Raw genomic sequence first — 22508 nt, forward strand, 5'->3', positions numbered from 1 at the left:
CTTTCTTTTATTATTACCAGAACGCTTTTTTAGTGCCGTTGAATAATATAATTTTGAATAATTTATTAGTTAAAGTTTAATGCTTTGAAAAGAATAGCAGTTTTTTTAATCTTCTTACTTCTCGGTTCAGGCCAGTTGCTGCCGCTCCGGGCGCAGGAAAATAGCTTTCCGGCCACTACCATTCCCCTTACCGACCTAAGCGCTTTTAAACCCGTTACTAACAACTGGAAACTGGTAAGCGATGTTTATTTTGATGCCTTAAAAGCCGGTAAAACTAAAACTACACCGGGTACCGGCGTTTTGCTCAATACGCCCACCAAAAACGATAAAGGCCATTTGTTTACCAACCTGGAGCACGGCGATATAGAACTGGAGCTCGATTTTATGATGGCGAAAGGTTCTAACGCCGGGGTATATTTACAAGGCCGCTACGAAGTGCAAATGTTCGATTCGTGGGGCGAGCAAAACCCGAAAGTAACCGATGTAGGGGCTATTTACGAGCGCTGGGACGAGAACCGGCCCTCCGGCAAGAAAGGGTACGAAGGCCATGCCCCCGCCCAGAATGTAGGCAAAGCACCGGGTTTGTGGCAGCATTACCGCATTGTGTTTCGTGCACCCCGCTTTAATGCCCAGGGTCAAAAAACCGAAAATGCCCGATTTGTAGAAATTATACTAAATGGTGTTACCCTGCACAAAAACGTGGAAATTGGCGGCCCTACCCGGTCAAGCGCTTTTGAAGACGAGAAGCCGCTGGGTCCGCTTATGATTCAGGGCGACCACGGCGCGGTAGCCATCCGGAATATTAAATACATTAGCTATGGCACCGAAGTGGTAACCTTATCGGACCTGAAATTGCAGTCTTATGAAGGCAATATTAAAACCCTGGAAGATTTTAACAAAATTCAGCCAAAGGCCGAAATGGATGTGAATGTGCTGGCGCATTTAGCGCCCGCCAACCGCGATAAATTTGCCGGCAAAATATTGGGTACTATCAATATTCCGGTTTCCGGCGAATATCTATTTAACCTGAACCTAGCCTGGATTCCGATGGATACCAACCCAAACTATATTAACGGAGCCGGCGAATTAACCATAGGCAATAACAAAGTGTTAACGGTTACCGGCCGTACCGGCATTGCTTCGGGCCGGATTAAGCTCGAAAAAGGCACGCACCCCATAGTGCTTACTTATTTTAAAAGTTCGGCTTACTGGTACGCCCGCAGCAACGATATTACATTATCGGTAGGTGGCCCCGGGGTAGCTTACAATGCCCTGAATACGCCTTTACGCGCCGAAGAGCCGGTAAGCCCTATCCTGGTAAAAGCGCCAAACGAACCGGTTATGCTGAGAGGCTTTGTCGAGCACCAAGGCCGGAAAAGAACCCACGTGATTTCGGTAGGCGAGCCAGTTGGTACCAATTATACGGTAGACCTGCGCCGGGGCGATTTTCTGCAAATCTGGCGGGGTAATTTTATAGAAGCAACCCCGATGTGGCACGGCCGCGGTGAAACCCAATTATCGGTACCAATGGGGAGCGTTATCCAGTTTTCCGGAAAGCCATCCCTTTCTTTTTTAGCCGATGCGAATGCTGCCTGGCCCGATTCCAATGCAGCTTATACCTACCAAGGTTATGATGTTACCAAAGCCGGTCGGCCAATATTTAAATACGCTTTAGGTAACGCCACCGTACGGGAAACTTTGGAACCGGAAGATGGTGGCCGCAAATTGACGCATAGTTTTACCGTAAATCCGGGTCAGGAAAAACAGGAAATCTGGTGCCGGGTAGCTGAAGGCAGTGATATTACCAAACTGCCGAATGGCTTGTACGCCGTTAATGGTAAACAATATTACATAGAACTTCCCGGCAAAGTAAAACCAATTATTCGGAGTACTTCCCAAAACACGAAAGAAATGCTGCTGCCGGTTAAGGCAAAAGACAATACGAGCGTGGTAAAATATTCAATTGTGTGGTAAGGGTTTTAAATTTTGGATTACAATAGCATGAACATAAAAAATAAGTTTAACCATATAGCTAAGGCCTCTTTAATAGCCGCCGGACTGCTTTTCCTAAATAATGCACCGGTTTGGGCCCAGGCAAAAAAGATTACCCCGGAAACCGGCAGCAAGCAACCGGCACCCGCTCCACAAGGCTTAGCCAAAATAGAACCCGCGCCGGAAAAAGAAGACGATTTTTACAAACTAATTTCCTTACCGGTACCCGAAGATATTATCTTGGAGGTGGGCGGTATGGCTACTTTGCCCGATGGCAGCCTGGCTGTTTGTACCCGCCGGGGAGAGGTGTGGCTGGTATCGAACCCAGCCATTTCGGGTAACGCAAGACCTACCTTTAAGCGGTTTGCCTACGGTTTACACGAACCTCTGGGCCTGGCTTACAAAGACGGCGATATTTACGTAACGCAACGCAGCGAACTAACCCGTCTGCGCGATTCGGATGGCGATGGCCAAGCTGATTCGTATGATAAAATTTATTCCTGGCCGCTATCGGGTAATTACCACGAATATTCTTACGGACCTACTTTTCTGCCAAACGGCAATATGCTGGTTACGCTGAATGTGGGCTGGAGTAATAGTTTGGGGCACGGAGTAAGTTTGGTGCCCTGGCGCGGCTGGGCTTTAGAGATTACGCCAGATGGCCAGATGATACCTTTTGCTATGGGTATGCGTTCGCCGGCCGGTTATGGTTTTAACGGCGCGGGCGATTTCTTCTACACCGAAAATCAGGGCGATTGGGTTGGTTCGGGCCGCATTACACACGTAGAAAAAGGCGATTTTGTGGGTAACGCCGAAAGCCTCCGCTGGACCAGTTTACCCGGATCTCCTATAAGATTAAAGCCCGAAGGTGTACCCAACACCGGCGAACCTTTGTACGATGTAGCTAAGCGCGTACCCGAATTAAAAGCACCGGCAGTATGGCTGCCCCACGGAATTCTGGGTATTTCTACCTCCGGTTTACTCAACGACAATACCAAAGGTAAATTCGGACCTTTCCAGAACCAATTGTTTGTCGGCGACCAGGGACAGAGTAAAATAATGCGCGTAGACCTGGAAAAAGTTAAAGGCGAGTACCAGGGCGTGGTATTTCCTTTTCGCGAAGGTTTTTCATCGGGGATTCTGCGGCAGGTGTGGGGCAACGATGGCTCCATGTTTGTGGGGATGACGAGCCGGGGCTGGTCTTCTACCGGTAAAGAATTATTTAGCTTACAACGCTTGGTCTGGACCGGTAAAACGCCTTTCGAAATGAAAACCGTACGCGCTATGCCCGATGGTTTCGAAATAGAATTTACGCACCCCGTTGATAAAGCTACCGCAGCCAACCCTGCTTCTTATAAAGTTACCGGCTTTAATTATAAGTACCATGCCAACTACGGTAGCCCGGTTATCAATAATGCAGGGTGTCCTATCCGGGGCGTAGTGGTTTCGGAAGATGGCCGCAAAGTGCGCCTGGCAGTAGATGCGTTGCGCCTGGGGTATATTCATGAGATCACGGCTGAGGGTATAAAGTCTAATAATGGCAGGCCTTTGCTGCACAACGTAGGTTACTATACGCTGAACAACTTGCCAGATGGCGAAAAATTAACCCTAACAGCTTCTACGGCCGGTCACGACCATGCGGCTATGGTGGCAGCAGCCCGCAAGCCAGCACCGCAGAAAGCAGCTCCGGCAACAAACGCCAAATCTGCTGCCAGTAGCACTGCAACCCGCACCACCGCAAAACGCCTGACTTCACCCCCGGCTGCCTGGAACGGCGAAGCTGATTATACCATTAATATTGGTACTAAGCCAGGCCTCAAGTTTGAGCCGTCGCAGTTTCAGGTTAAAGCCGGCAGCAAAGTAAAAGTGGTTTTTATTAATGACGATGATATGCTGCACAACTTTGTGGTAGTAATGCCCGGAACGGCCATTCAGGTAGGGGAGCAGGCCATGAAGTTAGGCCTAGAAGGCCAGCAGAAAAATTATATTCCCAACACGGATAAGGTGCTTTACCATACTATTCTGCTGCAACCTAATACCACCGAAACTATTTACTTCACGGCTCCGGATAAGCCCGGCGAATACACTTATGTATGTACCGTTCCCGGCCATTTTTACGTGATGCAGGGCACGATGAAAGTAGTAGGTCGATAATGGTTAAGTTAAAAGAAAAATTGCTTTAAGCAATTTCTGAGTTAAATAATAAAAGGCATAACTGGTATATTAATCCGGTTTATGCCTTTTCTTTTAAATAAAGCTGCTGATAACCTCATTTTTGCTATTGTTTAAATGGGGGCATTTGTAAACAGGTGCTGCTTTTGTGATTACGATTTTAGCCGGTATAAATAATTACATTTACGCCGGCTATGGCTTTGTATTCCCAGGGTTTTACATCAGTTAAGCTGGTCAGGCGCAGGTCTATGCCGGCAACGGAACCTAAGGCATCCATTTGCTTCGCCAGTTCTATCAATTATTTATTTGCTTCAATGCCGTAGAAATAAGCCGAGCCCATCTCCATGCCGGCGTCTTTGTCTATTGATTTTAGTTCCGAATTAACTTTTACGTTTTGGGCCAAGGTATCTGCGAAAGCAGTGTTTACGCCACCCACCGATAATGCTGCGGCCAGAGAAGCACTTCTCCTAATAAAATCCCTGCGGTTTTCCTTCATTCCTACTGGATTAATTTATTCTTAATACCTGTTTTACTTTCTGATTCTTCCGGAAAAAGATAAGAGTATATTTAAATTACCTGATTTTTAGAGTAACACCAGATAATTTGATTGTGTTTCTAAGATTTCAACTTTAAAATACGAATATCTGCCATTCACCAAACGCTTTCATTTTTAGGTAATTAAACCATCATAAAAAAAATAGAGGTAGTTCTTGTTTAATTGACAAAAAGTATTCACCTTATAAGGAGTTTAATATTTAACATCCCACTTACTCTTATTTATTATTTATTAACCGGTTGGTAAATCTGTACTCAAACGTGGGATTTAACATTCCGCTTATTCTTGTTAATATCCACCAGGTTTAATTGTTTACCTCGCTTAATTATTGTTGAAATGAACTATATAAATTATTGCCTCTTATTTTTTAGTCTTTTGGGAGCGGCTTTTCAGGCGCAGGCGCAGCAGATTTCGAAAGAAGAGCTTTTGTTTATGACCCCCGACTGGAAAGGCGAACGGTTTCCGGATGGCCGGCCTAAGGTGCCGGATGCGCTGCTTAAACGCATGAAGCTGGTGACGCACGAGGAAGCCTGGGCAGTGATGAAAGGAGAGGGTTACCGCTATCAGTATGCCGAAGGCTGGCAGGTTATAAACCCCGACAGTGTGCTGGTGGGCCGGGCCTTAACAGCCACTTTTATGCCGGGCCGGCCCGATTTGCACCGGGTAACCGACGAGAAAGGCCATAAGAAAGACGGTCGCGTAAAATCTCAGAATTCCTGGCCCATCGATATGCTGGTGAAAGGCGACGTGTACGTGGTAGATCAGTTTGGCGCACACCTGGATGGGCCTACTATTGGTGATAATCTGGGTAATTCTATTTATGCTAAAACGGGCAACGGCATTGTGTACGAAGGCGCCCTCCGGGATATTGCCGGCTTAAAGGAGTTAGGCTCTTTTACTTCTTTTTATCGGAGTTATCACCCATCGCACCATAACCCGCAAGGCGATTTGAATACTACGTTGGTAGGAATAAACCGGCCGACGCGCATTGGCGGGGCAATGGTGCTGCCTGGCGACATTGTGCTGGGCCGCGACGGCGGCGTCTCTTTTATTCCCCCGTATTTGGTCGAGAAAGTAGTAAAAACCTCGGAAGTAGTAAGGCTGCGCGATATGTTCGGGCACCAGCGGTTGCGGGAACAAAAATATACCCCCGGCCAGATCGATACCCGCTGGTCCGATGAAATTGAAAAAGATTTCTCGAAATGGCTGAACGAGCACATTGATAAATTACCGGTGCCCAAAGCGCAGATTCAGGAGCTTTTAAAAACCCGAACCTGGTAATCTTTAAATATAGTACCCAACTACACTGTTTTTAATTTCCACCCAATAGTCGCTTCACTAAACTAAATTCAAACTTATGTCAGATAAATTTACTCGTCGTTCCTTCCTCTCCAAAGCTGCTTTAACCGGAGCATTAGGTGCTTCTGCTCTATCTGGCTATGGCCAGGGTTTGGTTAATGCCGTAGGAAACGCGCCCCGTTTATCGGCCCCCACCGACCTGAAAATTACCGATGTAAAATGCGGCTACTTGCAGAACCGGGGCAGTATGTTTGTGAAAATACATACCAACCAGGGCATTTGGGGTTGCGGCGAAGGGGTAGATGCTATTGCCGGAACATACCACTTAGTTAAGCGGTTTGGCGAGCGACTCCGGGGGCAAAGTCCGCTGAATGTGCACCGTTTATTCGAAGATATCCGGAAATCAGGTTTTTTTGCCGGTGCGCAATCCGGGGTATATATTGCCGTATTGTCGGCTATAGAAACCGCTTTGTGGGATTTGGCGGGCAAGGCCCTGAACATGCCAGTTTACCAGTTGCTGGGCGGAAAATTCCGTGATCGAATCCGGGTTTATTGCGATACTGCTCTTTACACGGCCCGGAACCCCAAGCCGGAAGATTATGCTAAAGCCGCCCGGGGAGCGGTTAAAATGGGGTTTAACGCCGTAAAATTTGATATTGACCAGGGCAACGACCCCAATAAATACGACACCTTTAACTGGACGGCCAACCCAGCGGAACTAAAGCGGATGTACGATTCTATTGCAGCAGTCCGGAAAGAAGTAGGGCCCAATATTGATATTTGCGTGGATATGCACGGGCGCTACGATTTACCCACCGGCCACAAAGTAGCCCAAATGATGGAGCCTTTAAATCTGATGTGGCTGGAAGAACCGGTACCAGCCGAGAATGTAGAAGCCTATAAATTAATCGCCGATTCCACTACCACGCCCATTTGTGCCGGCGAAAACCAATATTTAGCTTATGGCTTCCGGCGGATGCTGGAAATTGGGGCCGTAGATATTGTAATGCCCGATTTACAAAAGGCTGGTGGTTTAGGAGAAGGTCAGCGCATTGCCAACCTGGCCAATTTGTATTATGTTCCTTTTGCACCCCACATGGTGGCTTCTTACTTAGGCGCTATGGCCGCCTGTCACGTATGCGCCTCGGTTCCTAATTTTTTAATTCTGGAGTGGCAGATTTATTTCCATACCGACCCGATGTTTAAAGAAATTGTAACTTTTGAGGGTGAGATGGTGAAGGACGGCTTCATTCGCTTATCGGAAAAACCGGGCATCGGGGTGGAAATTAACGAAGAAGGTATGCGAAAGTATGCCGCCAAGGATATTCCTTTCTTTGTTTAAAGGTTAGCTGCTCTTTGGCGGCCAGCCGGTAATTTTATAAAGGCAGCCAGGCAAAATAGATACCCTGTGCAAGCTTCTTATTATTGTCTGGTATAAGAAAGCATATTTTGTAAATACCGCTGTAAAAATAAAAAAAATGTATTGATAATCAATCTGTTATATAGTAATAAATTATGTAAAAATTGTTGTGTAAACAATATAATATTTTATATTTGGTGAGTATTAATTTGTATAGAAACCAAGTAGTATTATAAGCGATGTTACCGGCTAACAATACTATATAAAGAGTAACTTAACCCTGAGTTGTTTTTTTGAATAAACACGACCTGTTTATTCATTTATCTTTTAATTATTGCTTCTATCTGTGGTTTCTTATTACCTGTGCAGTAAATTCTGATTACGGTCATAAGAAACAGAAATTCAATATTTAAATAAATCATGATTGTATAACTAATTAGTTATTAATTATTTACTTAAATAAAATCGCTGATTACACTTTATCCACCCAAAATTAATTCATTAAAACTTATGAGAAACCTCCGACTCATTTTCTGTTTGCTTTCCATTTGGCTAGGCTTGCTGCAAGCAATAAACGCCCAAGCACAGAATCAGATAACAGGTAAAGTAACTTCTGCTGCCGGAGAAGTGCTTCCTGGGGTAACTGTACTTTTAAAAGGCACCAGCAATGGTACCACCACCAATGCCAATGGTACTTATACCTTAAGTGTTCCGGTTACCAGCGGTACCCTGGTATTTTCGTTTATTGGGTATACCACCCTCGAAAGAAATTTTTCCCAACCCGGCACCTTGAATGTAACTTTAGCGACCGATGTTAAAGCTCTTGATGAAGTAGTTGTAACGGCACTGGGCATTAAGCGGGAAGCTAAGAAGCTGGGTTATGCCACCTCCACCGTAAGTACCGAGCAAATAACAACCACCCGTACCACCAACGTAGGCAATAGTCTGGTTGGGAAAGTAGCCGGGTTAAACGTGCAGGCGCCGCCAACCGGGGCCGGCGGTTCCTCTAAAATCCGGATTCGTGGGCAATCGTCGTTTGGCGGTAATAATTCGCCTTTAATTATTGTAAACGGTGTTCCGATAAATAACTCGGCGGGCGGTTTAGCCAACAATGCCGGAGTGGGTTTTGCTGGTGAAGCCAGAACCGATACCGGGGATGGATTACAGAGTATCAACCCTGATGATATTGAATCGATGACCGTACTGAAAGGAGCTGCGGCGGCTGCACTATATGGTTTCCGGGCAAAAGACGGAGCTATTATTATTACTACCAAATCCGGCAAAGGCCAGGTTGGTATCGGGGTTGAACTTAATTCTAATTTCCAGGCCGACGAAGCCTTAGATTATACAGATTTTCAGTATGTGTATGGCCAGGGTGAAGGAGGCAAACGCCCGGCAACCGTGAGTGACGCGCGCAGTTCCGGGGTTTTTAGTTTTGGTGAAAAGTTTGATGGACAGCCAACGATTGCCCACGACGGTGAGCTGCACCCTTACAGCCCTAATAAAAACCGGGTAAAAGATTTTTACCGGACCGGCACCACCTGGACCAATTCCGTTGCTTTATCTGGCGGCAGCGAAAAAGGAAATTTCCGGTTATCGTTTGCCAATACCGATGCTAATGGTATTATTCCCAACTCCGACTTCCATAAGAAAATATTAAACTTCGGTTTAAATTATAACCTGAGTGAAAAGTTATCGGCCCAGTTAAATGCCAATTATTCAAATGAATACAGTAAAAACCCACCCGTTGTGGTGCAGCAGGATTATAACATAAACCAGACACTTTATACCTTGGCCAACAGCATTGATGTAAAATGGCTGGAAGCGGCTTATGTTAACCCTGCTACGGGTAACGAAATAAACCCGGCCCGTTTTACCAACCGTACCAACCCCTACTGGACCATTAACAAACGCCTGGAAGAAAACCGTAGGGACCGGATTTTTGGTAATGCTTCGGTTCGGTACCAGTTTGCTCCTTGGTTATATGCCCAGGGCCGCATTGGTCAGGATTATTTTACCAATCCTTATAATGCTAACCGCCCCACCGGTACGGCCTTTTTAGGAGGGGCCACTACCGGTTTTAACGGCAATTTTTATCAGAGTGCCAGTACATTCCGGGAGCGGAACCTGGACTTCCTGGTAGGTGCCAATAAAACTTTTGGCGATTTTGGCATTGATGCCACCTTTGGCGGCAACACCATGGACCAGAAAGCAGACCGCTTAGGTACTTCGGTTACTAATTTCTATGTGCGCGATTTGTATACCATTGGTAACGGACAGATAAAGGAACCTAATTATAGTTTTTCGCATAAGCGGGTAAATTCGCTCTACGGTACCGTCGATTTCTCTTTCCGGAATTTTTTGTTTTTGAACGTAACCGGCCGCAACGATTGGTTCTCAACCCTGAACCCGGAGTCGAACAGTTATTTGTACCCTTCTGTTAGTTCCAGCTTTGTGTTCAGCCAGGCTTTCGGTACGTTGCCAGCCTGGTTAAACTATGGTAAAGTACGTGCGGCTTATGCCGAAGTGGGAGGTGATACGGATCCGTATACCAATGCCCTTTTTTATTCTTTGAATGCTAATCCGTTCGGCCCTAATAATATAGCTTTAGGTAATATTTCCGGCTCGGTTAGTCCTAATCCAAATCTGCGACCTTTAAAAGTAAAAGAGGCAGAGGCCGGTCTGGAATTAAAAACCCTGGATAACCGGATTAACCTGGACTTGGCGGTTTACCGCAAAAACACGGTAGACGAAATTCTGAACGTAGATATTTCCAATGCCTCGGGATATAGCCAAACCAAAGTAAACGTAGGTAAATTAAGAAACCAGGGGGTAGAAATGCTGTTAAGCCTGGTGCCCGTACGTACCGAAAACTTAAACTGGGAAAGTGCCTTTAACTTAACCGTTAATAAGAGCAAGGTAATACAACTGGCTAATAACCAGCAACGGTTCGATACCGGTACCGGCGAGTTTATAGGTATTGTTTCACACGAAGTAGGTCAGCCGCTGGCTTCGGTGCGCGGTTTCGATTACAAGCGCGATGAGCAGGGCCGGATTATTACCTCGGCAGGTCGTTTTTTACAAGGTGACCTGGTAACTTACGGCAGTGCCGTTCCTACCCATACCGGCGGCTGGCTTAATACGCTTACCTATAAAGGTATCCGGCTGTTTGCCCAAATCGATTTCAAAGCAGGTCATAAACTGATTTCAAACTCCAATTTTAACTGGTATCGTCACGGTCTGCACCAGGCTTCTTTAGTAGGTCGCGAAGAAGGGGTGGTAATGGATGCGGTTAATGCCAATGGGTCCCCCAATACCACGTCGGTTCCGGTTCAGGATTTTTATACCTTATACCGGGGTACCAGCGTAGCCACGCCTTTTGTGTATAATGCCAGCTTCGTAAGGTGGCGTACCGTTTCGTTAGGTTATGACTTGTCGCGGTTTGTAAATAAATCCTTTGTTAAAGGATTAAGTATGAATCTGTTTGTAAACAATGTACTGATTATCAAAAAATATGTTGACAATCTTGATCCGGAATCGCAGTATTCTGCTTCTGACGCCCTGAACGGTCTGGAATCGCATTCGCTTCCTACTACCCGCAGCTACGGATTAAATGTTAATGTTAAGTTATAATCACCTTTAAGCTAAATTTCATGAAGAAGAAATATATATATCCGGCGCTTGCTTGTTTGCTTTTAGGCGTGAGCAGCTGCGACAAGGATTTTGAGGAAATTAATACCAACCCGATTCAGGCAACGGCCCTGGATCCTATTTATTTGTTTTCAAACGCCCAGTTCGGTTCGGCCCTGCAAACCAATAATTACGAAGGCGAAATCGTGCAGCAAATAATAACCCCATTTACCGGGGTTGTAGAAGGCGGTAATCATAATGTAGTAATAGAAGCAAATGCTAATGCTACCTTTAATGCCCTGTACCAGGGGCCAATCCGGAATTTGATTGATGTTATAGCCAAAACAAAGGATAATCCGGAGCGGAGCAATCTCTACAACATGGCTCGCATCTGGAAAGCTTATGACTTTATGGTGTTGGTTGATACCTACGGCGATGTTCCCTATTTTGAAGCCGGAAAAGGTTTTCTGGAAAGCACTTATCTGCCCAAGTACGATGATCAGAAAGCGATTTACGAGGACATTCTGAAGGAATTAGAGGATGCCACCAATAAACTGGATGCCTCTAAAGATAAAGTTACCGGCGATTTATTTTATGGCGGCGATATACCTAAATGGAAAAAGCTTGGTAATTCGCTTTTATTGCGGGCTGGTATGCGCTACACCGAATTAGAGCCGGCTGCAGGTGGTAAAGCAGACCAGCTGGTTGACAAAGCCCTTGATCCGGCCCGGGGTGGCGTATTAGCTTCCAATGATGATAATGCCTTACTTCGGTTTACGGCAACCTATACCAATGCTACCTCCAACCAGTTAACTGCTACGGAGCGGCAAAACTTCTTTGTAGGCAAGCCATTCGTCGATTTTCTTAAAACTAATAATGATCCGCGTCTGCCTTATATAGCGGTCAGGTATTCTAATTCTTCCACACCCGCTGGTGGCACCATGAATGCGGATCCGGCCGCGCAGGTAGGCATGCCTTACGGGTATTCTGATGTTACGCTGGTTAATGCACCTGGTTATCCGGGCAAAGAAAACGGTACTTTTGCTTATTCCCAGTTCCGGCGGAATACAGTTCTGAAGCTCGAAGCTCCGGAGTACTTTGTTACCCATGCCCAAACCCAATTATTGCTGGCCGAAGCAGCTAAGCGCGGTTATATAGCCGGTGGTGATGCGGCGGCAGCTACCTACTACGAAAATGGCATCAGAGCGCACCTGAACCAGATGAAGGATTATGATGCTACTATTATAAATATTACTCCGGAGCAGCAGCAGGCTTACCTGCTTCAGCCCGGCGTGGCTTATAATTCCGGCACCGCATTAAAACAAATTAATGAGCAATATTGGGTAGCTTCCTTTCGGAGTTGGTCCGAAGCCTGGGCAAACTTCCGCCGCAGTGGTTATCCGCAATTAGCGCCCATTAATTATCCCGGCGAAGACCCATCGGTGAAGACCCAGAGTGCAGGTGGTTTTATCCGGCGGTTACCTTATCCGGCCCGGGAAAAGTCGGTTAATAGCGCAAATGTTGCGGAAGCCACTACCCGGATGGGCGGCGATAACCTGGGCGTACGGGTGTTCTGGGACAAACAGTAACCGGAAAACTGCCAATTCAGACCTTATCCATTTCAGGAATTAATTATTTTTATAAAATCGCCTGCTTAGCATACAAGCAGATAAGCAGGTGATTTTATAAATTAAACCGGCACCTGAATGGTTTAAAAAATTATCCACTATTATTTATTACCCAAATTTAATTTCTATGAAAAGCATTCTACAACAAATTATTGCCCAAACCAAAAAACAAGAACAAGCGGAAGCAACAGCCCGGCAACAAGAAATAAATAATCCTCATACGCAGGATAGTCGTCGTGATTTTCTGAAAAAAACGGCTTTGGGCGGTATTGCCTTGGGTGGTTTTATGTCGGCTTCCATTGAAGATACCCTTGCCCAGACTACTTCTAAAGTTAAACGGGCTTCTAACCCTTCAGCTTTAAAAATTACCGATATGCGCTATGCGCTCACCAATGTAATGGGTGGTACGGCCATTATCCGGATAGATACCAACCAGGGTATTTATGGCTTGGGTGAGGTAAGAGACGCGGCAGATGTTAGGTACGCGCTTTTTCTGAAAAGCCGCATCTTGGGCGATAACCCGTGTAACGTAGAAATGATTTTTAAAAAAATAAGGCAGTTCGGCGGGCAAAGCCGGGCCGCGGGTGGTGTGTGTGCCGTGGAAATGGCGCTCTGGGATTTATGCGGCAAAGCTTACAATGTACCGGCCTGGCAGTTACTGGGCGGCCGCTACCGCGATAAAGTACGATTGTATGCCGATACGCCCGAAGCGGGTTCGGTGGAAGAACAAACCAAGTTGATAAACTACCGGGTAAACGACCAAGGCTATACCTGGCTCAAAATGGACGTTTCAATTGGGGAACTGAAAGGCAAACCTGGTACGCTGGTAAATTCTAAATTCTGGGAAGATACCAAAGGAAACTTAGCCCAGTGGGGCGATCAGGCTAATCCCATGTCTTACGCCAACGCAGTGCATCCATTCACCCAGATTCAAATAACCGAGAAAGGATTAGAAGAACTAGCCAATATTGTGGATCACACCCGCAAACTGATTGGCTACGATATTCCGCTCTCCACCGACCACTACGGCCATTTCGACTTAAATAACGGCATCCGGTTGGGCAAAGCCCTGGACAAATACCGCCTGGCCTGGTTCGAAGATATGGTTTCGTGGGAATATACCAACCAGTGGAAAACTATAACCGATGCCTTGGAAACCCCAACTACAACCGGTGAAGATATTTATTTGCTTAAATATTTTAAACCGCTGATCGATATTCACGCCGTTGATATTATTCACCCGGATTTGGCTAGTTCGGGCGGGCTGCTGGAAACGAAGCGCATTGCTGATTACGCCGAAGAAAACGGCATTGCCATGGCCATGCACCAGGCCGGTACCCCTGTTTCTTTTATGGCTTGCGTGCATTGTGCCGCTGCTACCCAAAACTTTTTAGCGCTGGAGCACCATTCCGTGGATATACCGTGGTGGGAAAGTTTGGTGAGAACCACCGATGGCCGGCAATTAATTACCAAAGGCTACGCCAATATACCGCTTTCCGCGCCGGGTTTGGGTATTGAGTTAAACGAAGATGTGGTGCGGCAACACCTGCACCCCCGCGATAAAAGCTTTTTTGCTCCTACCAAAGAATGGGACGAAAGACGCTCTGTAGACCGTATTTTTAGTTAATAAAATTTAGGCGGTGTGCTTTTGCTTTCCGCCTTAATTTTTATCTTTTGGTGCCCTTAGCGGCAGCAAACTGGCAAGTGTCATTTATTCAGATTTTATAAGATTTAATATTTTACTTTGAAACAGTTAAGCGTTTATAAAATAGCCTTGGGATTGGCGGCCTTATGTTTCCTGGCTGCCCTCGTGTTAATTCTGATTGGGCAGATTGCCTTGGCCGGACCTTTGTTGATTATTTTCTTTATCGCGCTGGCCATTGGTTTTCGGGGCTACGATCACCTGAAAGGATATTCTTATACCACCACTATATTTGCGGCCGTTACCACCGCCTTGTATTACCCGGGGTATTTTTTAGAGGTAAATGGCTTTAAATTAACAGGGCTTATTACGCCCCTCATTCAGCTTATTATGTTTGGCATGGGAACCTCTATGAGTGTGAAAGATTTTGTAGGGGTTATAAAAATGCCAAAAGCCGTAGGTATAGGGGTGGCAAGCCAATTTATAATTATGCCGGTTCTGGGTTTTGCGTTAGCCAACCTGAGCGGCTTTCCGGCAGAAATTGCCGCCGGCATTATCCTGATTGGCTGTTCGCCCAGCGGTTTGGCTTCTAACGTCATGAACTACCTGGCTAAGGCTAATCTTGCTTTGTCTATTACTATTACCTCGGTTACTACCTTATTGGCTCCCCTGATAACGCCTTTGCTGATGAAGTTTCTGGCCGGAGCTTTTGTACAGATAGATGCAGTGGCGATGATGTGGGATATTTGTAAAATGGTAATTGTGCCCATTGGCGCCGGCCTCTTGTTTAACAAACTTTTAAGCGGTAAAGCCAAATGGCTCGACGATGCCATGCCCTTGGTTTCGATGTTTGGTATTGCCTTTATTATTACCATTATTACGGCTGCCGGTCGCGATAGCTTGCTCGATATAGGTGGGGTATTAATATTAATTGTATTGGTGCATAACTTATTCGGTTATATGCTGGGTTATTGGTCGGGGCGGTTATTCCGGATGCCCGAACGAGATTGCCGAACCATTGCCATTGAGGTAGGTATGCAGAATGGTGGCTTGGCCTCCGGCATTGCCAAAGAAATGGGTAAAATAGCTACCGTGGGTTTAGCGGCGGCCGTGTTCGGACCTTTGATGAATATAACCGGTTCTATCCTGGCGTCTTACTGGCACCGCCGGCCGCCCCAGGATAGCGGCGAGCCTATAGGTAATGAAGTTAACGAACTGGCCGTAAAGCATTAATATTTATTTTCTGCTTTTTAGAAGAAAACTGTTGCCGGCATTCTGCTAATGTCATAATAATTAAGAAGGAATTAAATATCAAAAATAAGAATGAGCAAAAGAATATTACTGATAGGTACCTTTATTTTATTTGGATTTCTGGCCCAAGCCCAGCGGGTTGGATCTTCGCCGGAGTACGTGAAAACATTAACCGCTAACTGGAAAGGAGAACGCACGCCGGATGGCCGCCCGAAAGTGCCGGATTTGGTATTGGAGAGGCTGCAACATTGTACCCTGGAGCAAATTTGGGGTTACTTGGGCAACAAAGGATACCGCAACCAGGTCGAGAAAAACTGGGTAATATTAAAACCCGGCGAAACCATGACCGGCCGGGTAGTAACGGCGCAGTTTATGCCCACTCGCCCCGACTTGGATAGCTTGGTAAGAGCCCAAGGCAAAGCCGAAGGCCGTTCCCAAAAAGGTGGTATCAATATCTGGCCCATCGATATTTTAACCAAAGGCGATGTGTATGTAGCCGATGGTTATGGGAAAATAAAAGATGGTACGCTCATCGGCTCCAGCCTGGGCAACGCTATTTATGGTAAAACCGGTAAAGGCGTAATATTTTACGGCTCGGTCCGGGATATGCAGGAACTAAAAGATACCAAAGGCTTTAACGCTTGGGTAAAAGGCCACGACCCGTCTTACATCAAAGACATGACCCCAACTTCTATTAACGCACCCATTCGTATCGGTGAGGTTACGGTATTTCCGGGCGATGTGGTATTCGCAAACGAGTACGGCGTGGTTTTTATTCCGGCCCATTTAGTTGAAGGATTGGTATCGGCTTCGGAAATGACGGCCCTGCGCGATGAGTTTGAAAGAGTACTGCTGCAACAAGGCAAATATCCATCCGGCGAAATCCACGGCGATTGGTCCGACAAAATAAAAGATGATTTCCGGAAATGGGTAGCCAAATACCCCAAGAAGTTGGCCATAACCCAAAAAGACATAGAAGCTTACTTAGCCAAAGGTCATTAAGTTAACTCCTGAAAAATCTTAGTTATATCTGTTTTATTAATGCTATCAGAAGATTAAGGGCAATTTATCAACATAAGTCAGTAACTGAGAAGGTCCCCCTTCGGAGGGGTAGGGGGAGGATTTATACTTATTAATAAATTTTGGAAGCGCTAAATACAGCTCCTCTATCACCATCTTAAACCATTTTAAATTTTATTTCTTTTAATTCAACTTTACCAAATGAAATTTAAATTCGCTTTTTTTCCCCTGCTAGTCGTCTGCCTTCTTTCCCCAAGCTTGCTATTTGCCCAAACTATTCCCAAAGACGAATTAATATTTCTAACATCGGAGTGGAAGGGCGAACGCTTTCCGGATGGGCGGCCTAAAATCCCGGATAACTTACTCGAAAGAGCCAAAAAAGTAGGAATTGCCGATGCCTGGACGGTATTAAAAAATGAAGGTTACACCAATCAGTACGAAGGCAACTGGAAAACGGTAAACGACGAGGTGCCGGTAGTGGGCCGGGCGGTTACGGCCATGTTTATGCCCAGCCGTCCCGATGTAGAAAAAAATATCAGAGAGCGGGGCACTACCAAGCAAGGCCGCAAGGGCGCTACTAACTCCTGGCCGATTGATGTTTTAACCAAAGGCGATGTGTATGTGGCCGATGGCTTCGGAAAAATTGGCGGTGGCACTTTGATGGGGGCTACTTTGGCCAATTCTATTTTTACTAAATCCGGCAACGGCGTGGTCTTTAATGCGGCCGCCCGCGATTTAGAAGAAATACAAACCATTAAAGGGTTTAACGCTTTTGTGCGCGATTGGCACCCATCGTTTTTAGAAGAAAGTGTTTTAATGGGTTTAAATACGCCTATCCGGATTGGTATGGCCATGGTATTGCCGGGCGATTTGGTAATGGCCAAACGCGAGGGCGTTCTTTTTGTTCCGGCGCATTTAGCCGACCAGGTTATCAGTACCGCCGAATTTGTGACCCGCAAAGACAAGTTTGGCTTCGAAATGGTTAGGACCGGAAAATATACCGCCGGCCAGATAGATAGCCAGTGGAACGACCAGTTAAAAAACGATTTTCTGAAATGGTTGGGCAGTCATCCCGAAATGGGAACCATGACCAAAGCAGAACTGGATAAAGTGATGAGCAAAAGAACCTGGTAAAGTATACCAACACTTTTACTATTAATTTTATAAGTAATTTAAAGAGGCAGATTTAGGTTTGCTCTTATTCTTATGGGCTTGGTTCAACCTTTATCAAACCTGAATTAAACTTTACATTTATTAACTTAATTCTCATCGGCCTAAATTTTAAGGTTGACTGCTCAATATAAATAGCAGAAAGGTTGCTAATTAGCTGGTATTTTAAATTTTGCATTCCGACCAAGGCTTATCGATAATAGACCACAACTATATTAAATAATCAAACCGGCAACTAGAAGATTTAAATATTCAAACCAAAATGCCTGCGGAACTCATTCAGCGCCCCCGTTGTATTGAGGAAATACTTTTTATTTACATCTTTACGTTTTCTCAGAGGAGCGGAAATCAACCCGGATAGCTTAATGTTTTTTACCAGAAAAGTATTTCTGATTTGTTTTAGCCTGGTATGGCTTTTTTCGTGCAGCAAGCGCAACTACAACGTAGATGCCGAAACCGCCATGGAATTGCCGGACGAAAAATCGGGATTGTTTAAAAAAAGACTGGAACCCGTAGCCCTCGCCGATACGGCTAAACCCGAACTGAACGTAGCCATTGATACCACGGCGCTGGCCAACGTTAAGCACAAAAACAAAAAGCGCAAAAAGAAGAAAAAAGAGTTTCTGGGTTACCAAGTAAAGAAAGGATTTACCAAGTCGGGTAGCGGTAAAAATGCGACCATCGAGATTTTTTATTACCTGCCCAAGTACGTGGAGCCCAGCCAATATGCCCCGGCCAAATATTATTATAATATTCGTCGCAAACGCATTTACCGGGGTACGCCGGCCAAACCAACCGAAGCCCGCATTCCGCATGGCCCTTACAAAAAGCTGGTGGGTAAGCAGGTTGTTACCGAGGGCTATTTTTATTTAGGCACCCGGCACTTGCGCTGGGAAACCTATAACCGCAATAATATTTTACTTACCAAAACGCACTACGAAAAAGGTTTTCAGCGCGATGCTATCATTAATTATTATGATGCAGCCAAAACCAAGATAAAAGAAGTGATACCTTACTCCGAAGGTAAAATCCATGGCGAGTACGTTTCGTTTCTGGAGAACGGCCTAAAAGCTTGGGAGGGACAGTACGAAAATGGCAAGAAAGTAGGTGTTTGGATAGAATTCTGGCCTTTCCGGAACCGCAAGCATTTTGAATACCAGTACCCTGAGTCGGCTGATGCGGAACAGTTTGAGCCCTATTTGCTACGGGAGTACGACCGCCACAGCACCCTCATTTACGAACACGGCAAATTAGATAAACGCCCGGCCGCCAAACAATAATTTCGTTAATTCTAATCTCACTTATTTGTAATAGATAGCTATTAATAGCTATTTAATGAAAAGCATCTTCGATGTGGTGGCAGGTGTAGGCGCCTTGATTTACCGTAATGGCCACAATATCGAACCGGATATCGTGCTGCCAGTTTATTCGGCTAATATATTCTTCGGCAGCTAACTGAAATAATTCTATTTTACGCCGGCTCACAAATTCTTCCGGATACCCGTGTTTCAGCGAGGAGCGGGTTTTTACTTCTATAAACACCAGTAAATTATCTAGCTGGGAAATTAAATCTACTTCGGCCCTTTGGTAGCGAAAATTCCTGGCCAGCACGGTATAACCTTTTGCGGTTAAATATTGTGCTGCCACTTCCTCGCCGGCTAACCCCGTTTGGTTATGTTTTGCCATAGATTTAACGTTTGTTTAGCGCCCTGCCAAACCTACCATACGGTTGAAAACCATATATTTTAACAAGAGGTAACTTTTATTTTAATATATGTTGTTAATTTTACCCGATTATTAAAATAAGCGCCATGTTACAAAATATTAATCCGGTTACGACTAACGCCTGGAAAACCCTGGAACAGCACTACGAGGTAATGAAAAGCAAGCACATGATAGATATGTTTGCTGTTGATCCGGGCCGTTTTTCTAAGTATTCGCTGCAGTTCCGGAATATGCTGGTCGATTATTCAAAGAATATTATAAACGATCAAACCCTGGAGGCGTTGCTGGCTTTGGCCGAAGAATCGCAGTTGAAAGATGCCATTGAGCAAATGTTTAACGGCGAAAAAATAAATTTGCGCGAGAACCGGGCCGTGCTGCACGTAGCCTTACGGAATTGCTCCAACGATCCGGTTTACGAAGACGGTGAAGACGTAATGCCGGCCGTGAACCAGGTGCTGGACCAGATGAAAGCTTTCTCCGATAAAATAGGAGCCGGCGAATTATTGGGGTATACGGGCAAACCCATCGAACATATTGTAAATATTGGCATCGGCGGTTCTGATTTGGGACCCTACATGGTTACTGAGGCTTTAAAACCTTATCAGCGTGAAAACCTGAAATTATATTTTGTTTCGAACGTGGACGGTACCCACATTGCCGAAACCCTGAAAAAGGTAGACCCAGAGACGACCCTTTTCATGATTGCCTCTAAAACCTTTACCACCCAGGAAACCATGACTAACGCCGAAACCGCCAAAAAGTGGTTTCTGGAACATGCTAAAAACGAAGCCGAAGTAGCGAAACATTTTGTGGCTATTTCTACGAACCTAGCGGCGGTTAAAAAGTTTGGGATTGCCGAAGAAAACATGTTTGTTTTCTGGGATTGGGTAGGCGGCCGTTATTCGCTTTGGTCCTCCATCGGGCTTTCCATTGCCTGTGCCATTGGTTTCGACCGGTACAAAGAATTACTGGAAGGTGCCCATGCCATGGATCAGCATTTCCGGATGACGCACTTTGATAAAAATATTCCAGTGCTGCTGGCTTTAATTGGTATCTGGTACGTAAATTTTTTTGGCGCGCACACCGAAGCCATTTTGCCTTACGACCAGTATATGCACCGTTTCCCGGCTTATTTCCAGCAGGGCAACATGGAAAGCAACGGTAAATATATTGATCGTGCCGGCAACCAGGTTACCTACAGTACGGGTCCGGTAATCTGGGGTGAGCCCGGTACCAACGGTCAGCACGCTTTTTACCAGCTTATCCATCAGGGTACGCAATTAATTCCCTGCGATTTTCTGGCACCCGCCATCAGCCAAAATCCTATCGGCGATCATCACGCCAAACTACTTTCTAACTTTTTCGCGCAAACAGAAGCTTTAATGAATGGCAAAACCTTGCAGGATGTAATTGCAGAGTTAAAGGACGACGGGTTAACGGATGAGGAAATTCAGGAATTAGCTCCCTTTAAAGTATTTACCGGTAACCGGCCTACCAATTCTATTCTGTTCAAAAAACTCGACCCTTTTACGCTTGGCAGCTTAATTGCCATGTACGAGCACAAAATATTTGTGCAGGGCGTTATCTGGAATATTTTCAGCTTCGACCAATGGGGCGTAGAGCTCGGCAAACAACTGGCCAAGAAAGTATTACCCGAGTTAATTAACGAAGACGAAATCCAGGCGCACGATTCTTCTACCAACGGCCTTATTAATGCGTATAAGGAGATGCGAAAATAATTTGAATTAATTAACCAGGTTAGCTGCCGTAAATTGCCCTTATTCTTTTGTTGAAGCTGCTGTAAATGCAAGCGAAACTATCCGGGATAGAGCATAATTATTATACGGCCGCCAACCTGGTACTTTTTACCGCTATCTTATTATAAGTGAATAACAGATTAAATAAAGAAATTACCTTTATCCAGTTAAACCAGGTAGATTACCAGCAAGCCTGGGATTATCAGGAAAGGTTATTTTCCGGCATTATAGATATTAAAATAGCCAACCGGAAATTACCACTCACCGAACAAAAGCTAACCCCTAATTATTTGCTATTTTGCCAGCATCCGCATGTATTTACCCTGGGTAAAAGCGGTTCGGAAGAACATTTGCTGCTTAACCCTACAGCTCTGGCGGAGAAAGAAGCTACATTCTATAAAATAAACCGCGGCGGCGATATTACTTATCACGGGCCGGGTCAGGTGGTAGGTTATCCTATTCTGGACCTCGATAACTTTTTTACCGATATTCATAAGTACTTGCGCTACCTGGAAGAAGCCGTAATTTTAACCTTAGCGGAGTACGGCATTGTTTCCGGAAGAATTGAGGGTTTAACGGGTGTTTGGCTGGATTACGAAAAACAGGAAAATCCCCGGAAAATTTGTGCCCTAGGCGTAAAGTGCAGCCGGTGGGTAACCATGCACGGCTTTGCCCTGAACGTAAACACCAATTTAGATTATTTTAATTATATCGTGCCCTGCGGTATTCCGGATAAAGCCGTTACTTCTATGGAAAAAGAACTGGGGCAGCCGGTTGCATTACCCGAAGTTGAACAAAAGCTGCTGAAACACCTGGCACAACTTTTTGAGGCAGCTATTAAGGTAGGAGCAAATGAAAAAGGATATTGATTTTGAACCCGTAGAAGGGGTATCTATTGCCATCGCCACTTCCAAAGATGAATTTGGGCAACCCATCTGGAATGTATACCTGCTAAACAACAACAACGATTATCTGGATAATGTGCTGGTAACTTCCAAAGGATACGGAACTTTCCAGGATGAGGAAATTAAAACGTCGGTGCTACGGCACATGTTTGAACAAATTGAGCCAAAAAGCTTTGTAAAAATTGAACCTATCGACCCCGGTATCTTTCATATCTATAATGAGTATTGGATTAGCTATTACATTGGCCGGAAAATTTACGACAAGAAATTTATTTTTGTGCCGGATTCCATCGTAGAAAGCAACCTGATTGATATTGGTATGCTAAATATGCGCGGTGTTTTGCACAATTAAAAGACGGTGCATTCTTATTTTGTAAATTTTAGAAGAAGTAAACATATAA

Annotated in this window: 17 protein-coding genes; 14 read left to right on the plus strand and 3 right to left on the minus strand. The window is 45.3% G+C overall.

All coding sequences use genetic code 11. The annotated features are described in order from the left end of the window. Positions 1–84 precede the first annotated feature (84 nt). The gene (locus AAE02nite_RS02715; RefSeq protein ID WP_146894908.1) at positions 85–1974 is read left to right on the plus strand and encodes a 3-keto-disaccharide hydrolase; all 1890 of its coding nucleotides are present in this window, start codon (positions 85–87) and stop codon (positions 1972–1974) included. A 27-nt stretch (positions 1975–2001) separates the two neighbouring features. Beyond that, positions 2002–4146, plus strand: a complete 2145-nt coding sequence (locus AAE02nite_RS02720) for a plastocyanin/azurin family copper-binding protein (protein WP_146894909.1) — start codon at positions 2002–2004, stop codon at positions 4144–4146. Positions 4147–4324: 178 nt separating this feature from the next. Here the strand turns inward: AAE02nite_RS02720 and AAE02nite_RS26180 are convergent, their stop codons facing one another. Continuing rightward, a complete protein-coding gene (locus AAE02nite_RS26180) occupies positions 4325–4462 on the minus strand; it encodes a hypothetical protein (protein WP_170252505.1) in 138 nt (45 codons plus the stop codon). Then, positions 4463–4660 (minus strand): twin-arginine translocation signal domain-containing protein, encoded by a 198-nt coding sequence (locus AAE02nite_RS02725; RefSeq protein WP_146894910.1) that lies wholly within the window; start codon positions 4658–4660, stop codon positions 4463–4465. It lies immediately after the preceding gene. A gap of 396 nt (positions 4661–5056) precedes the next feature. On the opposite strand from AAE02nite_RS02725, the gene AAE02nite_RS02730 reads away from it, so the two are divergent. The 9 genes from AAE02nite_RS02730 to AAE02nite_RS02770 all read left to right on the plus strand — a co-directional run bounded on the left by AAE02nite_RS02730 (position 5057) and on the right by AAE02nite_RS02770 (position 19000). Next, positions 5057–6001, plus strand: a complete 945-nt coding sequence (locus AAE02nite_RS02730; RefSeq protein ID WP_146894911.1) for an RraA family protein — start codon at positions 5057–5059, stop codon at positions 5999–6001. Positions 6002–6077: 76 nt separating this feature from the next. Then, positions 6078–7361: a mandelate racemase/muconate lactonizing enzyme family protein gene (locus AAE02nite_RS02735; protein WP_146894912.1), complete on the plus strand. Its 1284-nt coding sequence runs from the start codon at positions 6078–6080 to the stop codon at positions 7359–7361. A 528-nt stretch (positions 7362–7889) separates the two neighbouring features. Further along, on the plus strand, positions 7890–11012 hold the full coding sequence (locus AAE02nite_RS02740) for a SusC/RagA family TonB-linked outer membrane protein (protein ID WP_146894913.1): 3123 nt from the start codon (positions 7890–7892) through the stop codon (positions 11010–11012). 20 nt (positions 11013–11032) lie between these two features. Beyond that, positions 11033–12598, plus strand: a complete 1566-nt coding sequence (locus AAE02nite_RS02745) for a SusD/RagB family nutrient-binding outer membrane lipoprotein (protein WP_146894914.1) — start codon at positions 11033–11035, stop codon at positions 12596–12598. Positions 12599–12764: 166 nt separating this feature from the next. Then, on the plus strand, positions 12765–14264 hold the full coding sequence (locus tag AAE02nite_RS02750; RefSeq protein WP_146894915.1) for a mandelate racemase/muconate lactonizing enzyme family protein: 1500 nt from the start codon (positions 12765–12767) through the stop codon (positions 14262–14264). A gap of 117 nt (positions 14265–14381) precedes the next feature. Next, complete coding sequence (locus tag AAE02nite_RS02755; protein WP_146894916.1) at positions 14382–15512, plus strand: bile acid:sodium symporter family protein; 1131 nt, start codon at positions 14382–14384, stop codon at positions 15510–15512. Positions 15513–15602: 90 nt separating this feature from the next. Further along, positions 15603–16532: an RraA family protein gene (locus AAE02nite_RS02760; protein ID WP_146894917.1), complete on the plus strand. Its 930-nt coding sequence runs from the start codon at positions 15603–15605 to the stop codon at positions 16530–16532. A 219-nt stretch (positions 16533–16751) separates the two neighbouring features. After that, on the plus strand, positions 16752–17684 hold the full coding sequence (locus AAE02nite_RS02765) for an RraA family protein (RefSeq protein WP_146894918.1): 933 nt from the start codon (positions 16752–16754) through the stop codon (positions 17682–17684). A gap of 401 nt (positions 17685–18085) precedes the next feature. Then, a complete protein-coding gene (locus AAE02nite_RS02770; protein ID WP_146894919.1) occupies positions 18086–19000 on the plus strand; it encodes a toxin-antitoxin system YwqK family antitoxin in 915 nt (304 codons plus the stop codon). A 52-nt stretch (positions 19001–19052) separates the two neighbouring features. Here the strand turns inward: AAE02nite_RS02770 and AAE02nite_RS02775 are convergent, their stop codons facing one another. Continuing rightward, positions 19053–19406: a YraN family protein gene (locus tag AAE02nite_RS02775; protein ID WP_146894920.1), complete on the minus strand. Its 354-nt coding sequence runs from the start codon at positions 19404–19406 to the stop codon at positions 19053–19055. 125 nt (positions 19407–19531) lie between these two features. Here AAE02nite_RS02775 and pgi point away from each other — a divergent pair, with 125 nt between their 5' ends. The 3 genes from pgi to AAE02nite_RS02790 all read left to right on the plus strand — a co-directional run bounded on the left by pgi (position 19532) and on the right by AAE02nite_RS02790 (position 22459). After that, the gene (pgi, locus tag AAE02nite_RS02780) at positions 19532–21184 is read left to right on the plus strand and encodes a glucose-6-phosphate isomerase (RefSeq protein ID WP_146894921.1); all 1653 of its coding nucleotides are present in this window, start codon (positions 19532–19534) and stop codon (positions 21182–21184) included. Between the two features lie 146 nt (positions 21185–21330). Next, positions 21331–22071, plus strand: coding sequence for a lipoyl(octanoyl) transferase LipB (gene lipB, locus AAE02nite_RS02785; protein ID WP_146894922.1), 741 nt, complete (start codon positions 21331–21333; stop codon positions 22069–22071). Beyond that, complete coding sequence (locus AAE02nite_RS02790) at positions 22055–22459, plus strand: hypothetical protein (protein ID WP_146894923.1); 405 nt, start codon at positions 22055–22057, stop codon at positions 22457–22459. Before lipB ends, AAE02nite_RS02790 begins: the two co-directional genes overlap by 17 nt. Positions 22460–22508: the final 49 nt, after the last annotated feature.

It is taken from the genome of Adhaeribacter aerolatus (assembly GCF_007991635.1).
Lineage (GTDB): Bacteria > Bacteroidota > Bacteroidia > Cytophagales > Hymenobacteraceae > Adhaeribacter > Adhaeribacter aerolatus.